This is a genomic window from Bordetella trematum (genome assembly GCF_900078335.1).
Lineage (GTDB): Bacteria > Pseudomonadota > Gammaproteobacteria > Burkholderiales > Burkholderiaceae_B > Bordetella > Bordetella trematum.
The window spans coordinates 107,631-121,182 of the sequence record NZ_FKBR01000023.1 but is presented as its reverse complement, the minus strand read 5'-3'; the positions used below and the strand labels follow the sequence as shown (position 1 = coordinate 121,182).

General features: G+C 67.2%; 1 protein-coding gene (running past one end of the window). It reads right to left on the bottom strand.

All coding sequences use genetic code 11. From position 1 onward, the window contains the following. Window positions 1-13,552 carry part of the coding region annotated (locus A7V84_RS21155) for a DUF4347 domain-containing protein (protein ID WP_204246497.1) on the bottom strand (this coding region is incomplete at its 3' end). The annotated region extends 13,790 nt beyond the left edge of the window, so 13,552 of the 27,342 annotated nt are shown.

Here is a 13,552-nt window from a genome sequence, read left to right as displayed (position 1 = left end):
CCTTCCAGGGCGCGCTCGCATCGCTGATGCGCGCCGTGATGTCTGTCTTGATCTGATTGACTGCCCGCGCGCCGGCGCCGGCGGCCGAGACCGACAGGCTCAGCCCATCGACGATCGGCGGCGCATAGGCTACCGAGACCGCCGCTGCGCCCGCCACCACCACGGCGCGGATATGCTGTTCGCGCTCGACGCTGCCATCCGTCTTCAGACGGGCATTGCGCGCCTCGACGCGCACGGCTCCCGCCGTGACCTGGGTATTTTCCACCAGCGCCTGGATCACGTTGGCCGGTTTGCCCGCGCCCACCGCAACCACCTGACCGGCGCTGTTGACGTCATGGCCAATGACGTTTTCGGCCATGGCCACGCCAATGGCGGCCGATGCCGCGCCATACTGGCTGGCCGACACGGCCGCCGACATGCCCAGCACCACTGCATTGATATGGGCCAGTCCTTCGGCCAGCACCTGCAGGGGCTGCGCGCCGCTGTCGATCACACTGCGGCTGATGTGCGCACTGACGCTGGCCGAGCTGACGTTGCGCGCCAACGCGCCGCCGCCGCCGATGGCCGCGCCCAGCGTGCCGCCGGCGGCCACGGCGACCGAGGCGCCAAGCACTACCGCCAGGATGTCGCTTTCCTGCAGCGCCTTGACCGTTATGGCCTCGCCACTGAGCAAGGTGGAACCGCTGACTTCTGCCTGGACGGTGCTGAATACCTTGTTGACCGCCACGCTGGTGCCGACGGCCATCGCCAGGCCGACTGCGCCGGCCTGCACACTGACCGCTCCGCCCAGCGCAATGGCGGTGATGCGGGCCTTATCTTCGGCCGACACCTGGATCTTGCGCTGCGCCTGCAGCACCGAATCGACGATGCGCGCACGCGTAGCGACCTGGATGTGGTTCATCGATACCGAAACCCCGATCGACGCCCCCACGCCAGCGGCCCCCACGCCGACCGACACGCCCAGCGCGCCGGCCACGGTCACGATGCGGCTGTCATTGCCCGCCAGGACCTGCACATCGCCCTGGTTGCCGCTGGACGGCATGTCGACCTGGCGGACCAGGGCTTCGACCTTGCCGTCTATCGTGTTGCCGCTACCGGCTCCGGCGCCGGCGCCGGCAAACCCGTTGCCTGCGGCGACCGCAGCCGCCACGCCGACCGTCACCGAAACGATCCGGGAATGGTTATCCGCCCTCACCAGCAAGCCATTGGCGCTGCTGAGCGAGCTGCGCCCGCCCGGCGTTGCCGTGCCGGCGCCATCGATGGTTGCCAGCGTGTGATTGCTGACATGGTTGTGAGCGGCCGAGACACCGGCCGCAATACCCGTGCCCGCGCCGGGCGCCACGGCCACGCCGATGCCGCCCGCCACCGCGAGGACATAGCCGTTGTCGTCGGCGCTCACCGAAATGCCCGGAACGCCGCTGATGGCGTGCGCCTCGATCTGGCGGACATTGCGGATGCTGGCCTCGTTGCGGCTGTTCAGTCGGTTGACCGACACCGCGCCGCCCACCGCCACAGCCACCGTTCCGGAGGCCGCCGCCCCCGCCAGGGTGAGGTTATGAATCTTGCCGGCGAACTCGCTGTTCACGCCGATATGGCCGGCCTTCACCAGGCCCTTGGTGTCACGCAGCGTCGCGTTGATGGCGTGCGAGCGCACCGCGCCGAAAGGCGCGCCGCCCAGATAGTTGTACGACAGGCTGGCACCCACCGCCACGCCCGTGCCCTGCATGCCCAGGCCGAGCGCCACCGCGCCGGCCAGGCTGTTGATGGTCGAACGATCCGCGGCCTGCACCAGCAGATCGCCACCGGCCACGATATCCTGGCCGGCCATGGTATCGCCGATCTCGGCGGTAATCTGATTGGCCAGCCAGTTCAGCACGGCCGAGCCGCCAAAACCGATATTGCCCTGCTCATTGCCGAAGGCGGCCGCGCCACTGACCGCCATGGCGGCAATCTGGGCATCCAGGCCAGGCGGCAGGTCATCCGGGCGCGCGAACGCGGCGCGCACCACGATGTCGCCGGCCGCCGACAGGCCCGAACGCAACACGCCGGCATAGACGATATCGGCCACGCGGTTGACTGCGAACGCCATCCCGCCCGCCACTCGTCCGCCGACCGACACCGACACATTGCCCGCCAGCGCGGCAGCCGACGCCGTGTCCAGAGCCAGCACGCGGATATCGCCCTTGAGCGCCGTCACGCTGGCGTCCAGGATGCTGGCCCGCACTTCGGTCTCCAGCGTATTGATGGTCAGCGAACCGCTGACTGCCGCACCGGCGCCCCCGGCCAGGCCGAGCGACACGTTGTAGAGGCTGGCGCGCGATTCCGCATGCACCTGCACCGCATCGGCCTGCACGCTGGCCTTGGCCAGCGTTGCAGTCACTTTGTTGCGCATCTCGGCCACGCTGACCGAGGCGCCAATGGCCAGCGACTTACCCGCCGCCAGGCCCAGGCCCAGGGCGCCGGCCGCGCTGACGATACGGCTGCGATCCTGCGCCGAGACGGACAACCGGCCGTCGTCGGTCCGGATCTGCCTGGCCAGCGAGCCGGCGTCCACCGTCGCGCTCACTTCGGCCCGGGACAGATTGACGCCAATGGCGCCGGCTCCGCCAAAGGACTTGCCGCCGGCCCCGGCCACCGTGATGCTCAGCATCGAGTTGCTCAGGCTATGGCCCTGGGTCAGCGCGCCGATGTCCAGATCGATCACGCCGCCGCTGCTCACATGGCTGACCACCTTTTTCAGGCTAACGCCCCCCGAACCGTCGCCATCGCCCAGGCGGATGGCGATGCCGTCGCGTGCATTGTCCAGCGACGTGGCGAGCTGATAGCGCTGCTCGCCGCCGCTGGAGACGTCGATCACGTAATAGCGTTCGCCATCGACCAGACCGTCGATCTGGCGACCCTGGCTTTGGTAAACCACCATGTCGCCGGTCGACAGCGTGCCGGCCCCCGTGATTTTCAGGCTGTTTTCGGTCGCGCGATGGTTTGTGGCGCTGTTCGGGGACACCGTGGCATCCTTGGACGGCCCGCTGACGATGGTGGTCTTTTCGCTACCATCGTCTTGCGTGCTGGTCGTGGTCTGCGCCTGCTGCGTGGTGAGCGTGACGCGGGTCAGGCCGAACAGGGCGTCGGGCTTGAGCGTGATCGGCTTGCCCTGGTTGTCCTGCTGGCGATTGCCCTGGGCATCGGTCAGGTAATAGGTATATTGACGCGAAACGCTGTCGAACTCGGCCTCATAAGGCCGCTCGCCCAAGGTGACGGCGCTGCCGTCCAGGGCCAGCAGGCGCAGCGTGGTGCTGTCCACCACCTCCACCACATAGACCCGATCCTGCTCCAGGCCGGTCAGCGTCCCCTGGCTGGAACCATGGAAGACGACATGATCGCCGCTGGCCAGACCGTGGGCCTTGGGCAGCGTCAGCGTGCCGTCGGAATTGAGTTTGGCGCCGGCCGGGTTGTCGACACTGAAGCGCTGCTCGACATCGGCCACCTGGGCCTGGCTGAAATCGACAATATTGCCTTGCCCATCGCGCAGCTGGAACGAGGTCTGGTCAGCGCTCAGGTTGACCACATAGTAGGTCGTGCCCACCTGCAGCACATCCTCGCCCCCGGCCAGGATGCGGTTGCCCTTGGTATCGTCGAGCTGGCCGTTCTTCAGAGAGCCGCTGTAGACGATCGCCGCGCCTTCCTGCACGCCGTGGAAGGGCTTGTCCAACCTCACCCGGTTGCCGGCCTGGTCGATCGTCACCTTGCCGCTCACACCCTGGAAGGGCTGCAGATTGGCGCGCGTGGCCTCCTGCAGGGGCACGTGGGCAAAACGCAGGCCCGGCGCAGTCGCGACCGAGAACTCCATCGCCTTGCCGCGCAGGGCGTCTTCCTGGGTGGCCGCCAGCTGAATGATGGCCTGCCCGTCCGGCGCTTCGCGCCGGATGACGTAGTAAATGCGATCGGGGTGCAGCGGCGAGCCGTCGAGCAGACGCAGCTGGCTGGCCGAGGCGCCCAGATAGACGCCATCCCCGGTCTGCCAGCCGCTGAACTCCTGGCCGTCGTCGGTTTCGGGGACCGGCATGCCGGCGTTGCCGGCCTGATCATCGGTCTTGCCGTTGATGGTATCGGCCGCCACGCCGGTGAACACGAACTGATTGCCGCCCTGGTGGAAGACGATGTCGCCGCCGCCCACGCTCAGTACATCGCCGCCGTTAAGCTGCGCATTGCCGCCTGCCGACAAGGGGTCGACCAGGCCGGCAAACACATTGATGTCACCCGCCTTGGCGCGCACATCGCTTTGCACGACACGCGCGCTCACCTTGGGCTGCTCGCCCGCGCCGTTGTCCTTGAGGGTGGCGGTGGTGACGTCGGCGTCGGAGTCACCCAGTTTTCCGTCCTCGAAACGCAGCAGATCCCGGTCGAACGGGTTGTTGCTGCCCATGATATTGACGGCCACGGCCAGGCCCACGCCCGCACCGTCGGTGCCGGCCGCGCCAGCCACCGTAATGGCGTAGAGCGCCGACGCATCCGAGGCGTTGACACGCACCGCCTCACCACTGAAACCGGCCCGCTGCCCTGCCCGGACGGTCGAGTGGCTGACCACCGCTTCGGTGGCGCCGCGCATCAGGTTGACGTTGACCGCGCCCGCCAGCGCGAGCTTCTTGGACAAGGCGCCTGCCGCGCCCACCGACACCAGCAGCGGCGAGCTGTGCGCCGAGACATCCAGCTTGCCGTCGAGCGTAATCTCGCTGTGCTCCACCCGCGCGCTGGCGCGCGAGCTGAACTGGTTGACGCTGACCGAGGCGCCGGCGGCGACATTGCCGCCCAGCGTCATGGCCGCGGCGCCGGTCACGGCAACCAGCGTATTGTTCTCGATGGCCTCGACCTTGAGGGAGGCCGCCTCGATGACACTGCTGTTAGGCGTGGCCTGGCCGTTGACATAGCGCGGCAGCACATAGGCTGCCACGGTCGAGCCGATCCGGTTGACCTGAATCGATCCTGCGCCGGCGAAACGCGCCTGGCCCGTGCCCACGCCCACGCCGACCGCGCCGCCGCCCAGCGACGAACGATCGGAAGCCTTCAGCACGATGTCGCCACGCGTCGTGACGCGGCTGCCCTGCATGCCAGCCAGCACGGCATTGTTGATCAGGTTGACGCTGACGGCCACGCCCACGCCGGCCTTCTTGCCGGCGCCGGCCGCACCGGTCAGCGCGATGAGGGTTGTGCGGTCTTCGGCGGTCACGCTGAGCGCGCCTGCGGCGCTGCCCTGGTGTTCGACTTTGCTGTTGAGCAGATAGCTCTCGATGCGGTTGGCGATCGCGTTCACGGCTACCGTGCCACCCACACCAGCCCCATCGTTGGCCGCGCCCAGCGCGCCGGCCAGGCCGACAACGGTCTGCACGCCATCGGCCTGGACCTTGAGCTGCCCGGTATACGTCAGCGCATCCACGTTCTGGATGCCCGCGACGACGCCGCTGCGGCTGACGTTGACCGATACGGCCGCGCCCACGCCTGCGCGACCCTGACTGACCGCGCCGGAGCCGGCCAGCGTGGCCAGCACGCTGGTGTCGCGCGCCTGCACGACCACATCCTTGGCGCTGACCTGCTGGACCTGTCCGATCCGCGCGATGGTGTCGTATCCCGCGACCGAGACGGCCGCCGAACCGGCTGCTGCCACGCCCTTCTTGCCCTGGGCGCCGGCCATGCCGGCGGCCACGGTCACGGCCACGCCCTGACGGCGGGCATCCACCTTGAGATGCCCTCCCGCCACCAGCTTGCCCAGCGCCACGACCTCGGCCAGGGTCTGGCCGCCCTGCATGTTCATGCTGAACGCGCCGGCCAGGCCGACATTGGTTTTGTCGCCCGAGGCCTGCGCCAGGGCTACCGCCCCCGAGGCCGCCAGTACATGCGTATGGTTGTCGGCTTGCAGGCGCACCTCGCCCGTGGCCTGGATTTCCAGGCCAGCGGCGTTGATGTACGACTGCGTATCGTCATTGATGATGTTGACGGCCACCGCGCCGGAAATGCCGATGCCGGCCTTGCTTTCCTGCTTGGCGCCGCCGCCTGCGGCGCCATCCTGGGTCAGGGTCGAGGTGCTGTCGCTGATTTCCTTCAGGAAATCCGAGAGCGAGATTTCTTCGCCGGGATCGAGCGCGCCGGGCAAACCGCCCTGGCCCGCTGCGCCGCCACTGACGGGCAGGCTGGTGTCCTGCACGTCGCCCCCATTGGGGCTGGCGGCCGAGGCATTGGCCACCTTGGAGCCGGCGACCGTCAGGTTGCCGACAAAACCGCGGTTTTCGCTTTCCAGCGTCAGGCTGCCGACCTTGATCGAGCCCACCCGCGGCGTCGAGGCGGCATTGTGCGAGGCAATGAGGGTGTCGCCCAGCAAGGCCTGCGTGGAGCGCCCGATGTCATTGATGGCCACGCTCATGCCCACGCCCGCGCTTTCCGAGCGTGCGGCCGCGCCGGCCACGGTACCGACCCAGGTCGCGTCCTCGGCACGGATCTTGGCCGCGCCGCGGATATCGGCCTGCACGCCGCCCTGCACCTGGGCCAGGGTGCGCGAACCGATCACATTGACCAGAACCACGCCATTGGCCGCCAGCGTGCGCGCCTGACCGCCGGAGGCGCCCAGGGTCGTCGCCACGACTTCATTGTCGGCGCTGACCGTGAGCGCATCCGCGTAGACCTGCGCGCTGTTGCTCAGCACGGCACTGGTCTTGTGGGTTGCCGCCGTGACCGCCACCGACACGCCGATGGCCGAGCCCTCCTTGGAGCTGCTGCCATAGTCGAAACCGACCACCTTGGGCGTGAGGAAGCCCTTGAGCAGGTCCTTGCCATACGACAGCCGGCCCTGATTGTCGGCACGCGGCTTGGCCGTCTTGAGGGCGTCCCCGCCGCCGATCGACAGCGCGGGCAGCAGGATGTTGCCCGTCAGGGTCATGCGCTGGGTGCTGTTGAGCGCCGAGACGTCCACGTCGCCGGCGCTGCCGCCCGGCGCCTGGCCTGCACGGGTATCGATGCGGCCATCGATCCGGGCCTGCGTCTGCGTATTCTGGACCTGCACCACGAAGGCGCCGGACAGCGCCAGCTTCTTGCTCTTGGACGTGGCGCTGGCCCAGTTGCTGAAACTGTTGGAAATCCCGCCTGCGCTCGTCAGGGTGTTCTGCAGATTCATCAGGAAGGCCCAGGCCGCCTCGCCGCCCACGCCCATTTTCGCCAGGGTGCCTTCGGCGGCGTTCCAGCGCTGCCCGATCTTGTCGAAGGGCGCATACAGATTGCCCAGCCACAAACCGTGCGGATCGATCTGGTTGAGGTTCTGCGCGGCCACCTTGACGTCGCCGCCGTTGCTCAGAATCGTCGCGCCCTGCCCGACCGTCACCTCGCTGACCACCGAATCCAGGCGCACCACGACTGCCGCTGCGGCCCCGAGATCGGAACCATCGGCCCCTGTATTGCGCTTGACCTGATCGGTCGTCAGGTCATTGCGTTTCTTGAGAAAGTCCTGCTTGGCCGCGATGGCCTGATCGTCGACCCCGCTCATCACGGTCAGGCGGGTGTTGTAGCGATTGACCGCGCTGATGTTGACGTCGCCGCCCTGCGTTTCGATGCTGGGCGTGCTGCCGCTCTGGCTGCCGATCACCACCCGGGTGGTGATGTCGTCCATCGTCATGCCCAGGGCTGCCCCCACCTGGAACTCGGTCGAGGTGCTCTCGGCCTCCTTGCGGACCTTGTCGTCGTACTCCTTGCGTTCCTTCTCGGCGTTGTCGGCCATGTTGGCCCGGAAGCGTTCGCCGAACGTGCCTTCCTTGGCGCCGCGCACCAGGGTCTGGAAGAAAGCCTTGGTCTCGGCCGTGGCCATGCCCAGGCCACGGCTGGCCTCGGCGGCGAGCGGCGTGGCAATCAGGCCGATGCCATAAGTCTGCGCCTCATACAGCACATTCTCGACGTAATCGCTGCCGGTGGCCGGACGCGCGCCCAGCAGGGTCTGCACCGTCACGGCGCTGCCGCCATCGGCCATGCTGGCCTGCACGTCCAGCGCACCGCCATTGCCGGCACTCAAGGTGCCGTCGATCTGCACATGGGTCTGGATGTCGTTATAGGCAAAGCCTACGCCGACTCCCACCTTGGCATAAGAGGCGTTGTAGCGCCCGGTTTCCTGGGCCGGCCCGGTCTTGGCCGGATCCTGAGCCACGGCCGTGGTGTCATCGCTGGTGGCCATGTCGCCACGCACCACCAGGGAAATCGTATGTTTGTGGGCGGTCAGCGCCTGGACGCTGAGGTTGCCCTTGAGCTGGCTGTCGACCAGCGACGCCGTATCCGTGCCGTCCACCCAGCGGCCGGTGCTCAGGTGGGCGCTGCCGCGGACCGTCACGGACGACTCGCTCAGCACCACGCCGACGCCCACGCCGACCACCGCGGGCACCGCACCCACCATGCCCGGCTTGAGCGCGATATTCATGGTGTTGCTCACTTCGGAGCGCACATCCAGATGACGCCCGGCGGCTACGGTGCCGGCGATATCGACCTTGGCCTCGTTGCGCAATACGCCCACCCCGACCCCGGCGATCTTGGCCACCAGCGGGCTCAGATCCACCTTGGCCAGCGCCTGCGCCCGCACCGAGATGTCGGACTGGGACAGCAGCCTGGCCTGGCTGCCCACCGTGATCGACGATTTGTACTGGATCGCGGCCCAGCTGGCCATCGCGCCCGCGCCGTCCAGGAAAGTCAGCGCGGCCTCGATCGCCTTGTTGCCGGCCGTGGCCAGCATGCCCAGCACGCCGCGCTGGTCGGCGGCATTCTTGAAGGGCTGCAGCCTGTCGTCGTACTGCTCGCTGTCGATGCGCGCCTGCAGGGTCAGGCCCTCGCCGCCGGCCTGGCTGGCCCACAAGGTGGCATTCTTGACGGTGATATCCGTCTTCAGCGTATAGATCTGCGCCAGGCTGCTGCGCCACGGGCGGTAGCGCTGGGCGAAGATCTGCACCACCCCGGCGGTCACAACGATATTGGCGCCGGTATCCTCGCCAATGGTGATCTTCTCGCCTTCCAGGCGCAGCGTGCGGCTGCTGTCCAGATCGATGCCATGCTTGACTTCCAGCACGCGCGCGCGCACGGTCACGTTGCGTCCGGTCAGGCCGAGGTCGCTGTCCACCACGCCGTGCTCGCCCAGATCCAGCACATAGCCCAGCGCCCCGGTATTGGCGCCCATCTGCACACCGATGAGGGCCGCATTGGCGCCCAGCATACCCGAGGTGGCGGCGCTGGCGCCGCTGCGCGCCAGCAGCTCGATACTGTTGCCCTGCCCTCCCGCCGCCTTGAGCGAGACGGTCACCTGACCGCTGGCGGGTTGCTGGACCACGAAACGGACGTTGCTGGTATTGCCCTTGAGCTCATTGGCCGCGCCTTCGCTGATGAGCGAAATCGCATGATCCCAACCGCTGGCATCCAGAATGACCGTGCCGCTGGTATTGGTGGCCGCCACGCTCAGTTCGGTGGGCAATACGCCGACAAAGGACAGGATCTTGCTCGCCCCGTCGACGGCCACTACCTGATTGCCGCTGATGGTGGTGTCGTAGTGGGTCTGCACCGCCACGCGGTTGACCGCGCCCGCCTGCAGATAGAGATTGTTTCCGCCGCCCGTCGCACCGGCGCCACTGACGAAATTCACGCTGAAAAGATTGTTCCCGCCGCCGCTGTAGACCGAAGCCTTGCTGCTAGCCAGCGTAAAGTGCGTGTAGTGGCCGATGGCCAGGGCTGCGCCGTGCAGCACGCCTGCGGCGCTGGACTGGGCTGACACCTGCCCCTGGCCCAGCAGTCCCAGCGCCCACGCCGCGGTGGACAGCTGCACATTGGACTCGGAAGCATTTCCCTCGCCGTCCAGCTGCAGTTGAGCGCCCGCGCGCAGGGTGAACACACCGGAGAATCCGGCATCCAGCGCCTGCTGGCTGTAGGCGATTTCCAATCTTCCCTGAGCGTCCAGATCGGCGCGCAGGGCATAGAGATAGTCCCAGGCCGTCGTGCTGTTGTCATCGGGGAGCACGTGCCCGCGGTAGGGGCCCTCCACGGCGATGCGCACGGGCTTGCCATCGGCGTTCACCACGACGGCTGCGCCGATGGCATCCAGCAGCTCCTGCAGGGTGCGCACACCCTGCAGGCCGATATCGATACGCAGGCCGCCGCCGAGCTCAACCGTCAGCGCCGGGCCGTCCGTCTCTTCGTAGCCGCCGGTCAGATCCGCCAGGAACGTCTGCCTCGTCACGCCCGTGAACTGCCGGGTATCGACCTTGCGGTCGGTCCCCTGGACCGTGATGTCGAAATCGTTGACATGGGTGAAGGTCGAGCGGATCGCCGATGAGCCGCTGCCCAGGATCAGCTCACCGTTATTGAGCAGCAGGTCCTGGTTGCCGGTGGCGATCTGGATCGTGTTCTGGCCGGCCGAACCCGTCACCTGGGTGGCATGCGCATTGCTGATGATAAAAAGATTGCTCAGGCCGGCACGGCCATCCAGCTCGGCCTGTCCCTCGAAGGCTGAGGTGTCGATGTGGTTGCCATACTCGCCGCTGATCACCTTGACGCTGGTGATGTCCCGATAGGTCGAGCTGGCGTTGGCGACAGCGTTTTCCGCCTGCTGGATCCAGCCCTGGCGGTTGCCGGTGGCCTGGAATGCCACCCATGCCGCGCCGCCGCTCTGGGCCAGCTGCTGCTTGAGACTGGCGGGGTCCAGCCCCGTCAGGCCGCCGGCCTTGACCACCAGCTGGGTGGTGGCGCCTGCCGCGCTTGCGCCCGTGATGTCGTAGCGCCCGCCCATGAGCACGATCTGGTGACGGGAATTGGCCCCGTTGCCGGACTTGATGGTGCCGCCGGCCATCTGGCCGCTGACAAGCAGCGTGTCACCCACAAAGGCCGAGGCGTCGATCAGGGTGCTGGCCAGGCCGCCGTTCAGGCGCGCCTCATGAAACGTTCCCTGCAATTGATTGTGCAGCACGGGCGTAGCCTGCCCCGGCGCCAGCACAACGCCCGGCGCCAGCACGGCCTGCAGTTCGGTGGGCGTGAGGGTGAGATTCCAGTTGCCGTCCTCGAACAGCACGTTGCGTTGCGCGCCGGCATGGGCGATCAGCACGTTGTCGCCTTGATAGCCGCGGAACACGTTGGTGCCCGAACCGCCCTTGAGCACGTTCGCGCCCGCGCTGCCGATCAGGGTGAGATCGCCGGAGTAATTCGAGGCATCCAGCGTGACGGTCGTGTTCGCATGGTTCTGCGAGCCGACGGCGGCCTGGCTGTCGATGCTGCGGTAATCCTGCAGCGTCACGGCGCCGACGTTGACCAGCGTGACTTCCAGGGCGACGCCATCGAGCACGCCCGTCAACACCACACGGCTTTGTTGGTCGCTGAGTTGGGCGTTGCCGGTCACGCCGCCGATGTACTCGGTCGCGCCACCGCTGCGCAGCGTGCCGATCACCAGATCGTTGCCGCCGCCGCCGCTGATGCGATTGTGGCCCTGGCTGTTGGCCACGGTAATGATGTTGCTGCCCTGACTGCCGACGATATCGTTGTCCCGCAGGCCGCCGATGACGTTGTTGACGTTCAGCACGCCGGCCAGGCCGCTGGCGTCATACAGGGCCGTGGAGCCATCCTGATAGTTCAGGTTGACGGTGACGTTGTCTTCATAGCCGCTGTAGTCCAGCGTGGTCTTGCCGTCGGCGCCGATAAACACCTGGATATCGAGCTGGTTCACCAGCGCGGTCGCGCCGCTCAGGTCGCGGATGCTGCCATCGCTGCCCACGCCGGCGCCCAGGTAGACGGTGACGCCGCCCTGGGTATGCACCTGGGCGGTAAGGTCGGCGTTGTATCGGGAGAGATCCAGCGTGTTGCCGCTCTGGCCGCTTTGCTGGGAGAGGGTGAAGCCCTTGATGCCGTCGGCGACGATGTAGGTGTTGTCGCCGCCGCTGCCTTTGATGATGTCCTGCTTGTGGTTGATGGTGACCATCGTGTCACCGACCACCGTAATCTTGTTGCCGCCCCGCGTCGAACCGATCACACCGCCAATGTTGCGCACATAGCCGAATCCGGTCGGCGGCGGCGGCGGGATTTCCTCGCCATTGCTGCCCTCGGAGGGGCCGGACAGGTCTACCGTGACACCCGTCGCGTAGCCGCTGTAGTCCAGGATGGTCTTGCCGTCGAGCGCGGTGCCGACCAGGTTGAAGGTCTTGCCGCCGATCTGCAGGATTTCACTGCCGTCGGCCGACTTGAACACCACATTGACGATATGGTCGCTCCAGTTGCCCTGGCCGTCCTGCGTCTTGTAGGAGATCTGATAATGGCTGTCATCGTGGATGATGGCCGTGATATCGCCCTTGACGGCCGAGAAATCCAGCGTGTTGTTGCTGTTCTCGTCATCGGCGTTGCGCACCCAGACGCCGTTTTCCTGCTTCATGCCCTGGCGCAGCTCGATCGTGCTGACCGCGGCGGTGGAGTTGTTGTTGAACACGAAGGTGTTGTCGCTGCCGTAGCCGATCAACGTATCCCCGGTTGCCACGCCGGTCAGCGTACTGCCGCCATCGCGCTGCCCGGAGACCGACGCCATCAGGCCGTCCCAGCGCGCCACGGTCACCGTGGAGGCCTCGATGGCGCCACTGCGATAGTCCAGCACCCAGTCGCCGCCCAACGCAGCGCTGCCCACCGAGTGGGTTGCAGCGGCCACGTCGGCACGCGTGATGGCCGACAGGCTGTCCACGAAGGCCACGCCCCCCTTGCCGGCTGCCACATTGCAGCCATAAAGCATGAGATCGCCGTCATCGGACAGCGCATCGCCCCAGGCGCGCAGCTGGTCTTTGTAGCTTTCGAGCTGGCGTTGCCCCAGCGTGGCCGTACCCAGCGTGAGCTCACCGGACTGGCCGTGGCTCATGATCTGCACGGCCGCCAGATCGCGATGCTGCGCCAGGATCTCGGTGATCTGCTGCACACCGTCGTAGCGCCCATCGAGCACGATGATTTCGGTATCGTGGTTGCGCAGTACCTGCAATTGCGGGCCTTCGCCCTGGGGCGACAACAGTCCGCCCAGGCCCTCGGTCTTGCCGCTGACCAGACTGTAGAGCCCCTGCACCAGCTCCTCGGCGTTATCCACCGTGGGATCGACGAAGATGATCTGACGCACCTGGGTCGACGCATCGTGGCTGGTGTAGCCTTCAATGCCGTTGAGGGCCGCGTTCGCGCCCTGTGCGCCCGGCAGCCAGGCCTTGGCATCGCCCTGGCGCGCCTGCTGGGCCTTGGCATACTCGTCCAGGGTCAGCGCCTCGCCCAGCGCGCCGGCCTTCTGGAACGCGGCGCGCTCGACCAGATAGGGGTGCGCCCCCGGCGCACTCGCTTTCTTGCCCTGCGCCCCCGGTTGCACCGAGGCGATCTGCGGCGGCTGGTCTTCGGCGGCCGGCGGCGGCGGCACCACCAGCTCGGCCGACATCAGGTAACGGCGCTCCAGCGCCTCGAAGAGCGGGCGGCGGCGGAACAGGGATTGCTGCACCTCACGCGAGGAGCGACCAGTCCAGAGTTTGCGTGCCAGTTTCTTCAAGCTCAT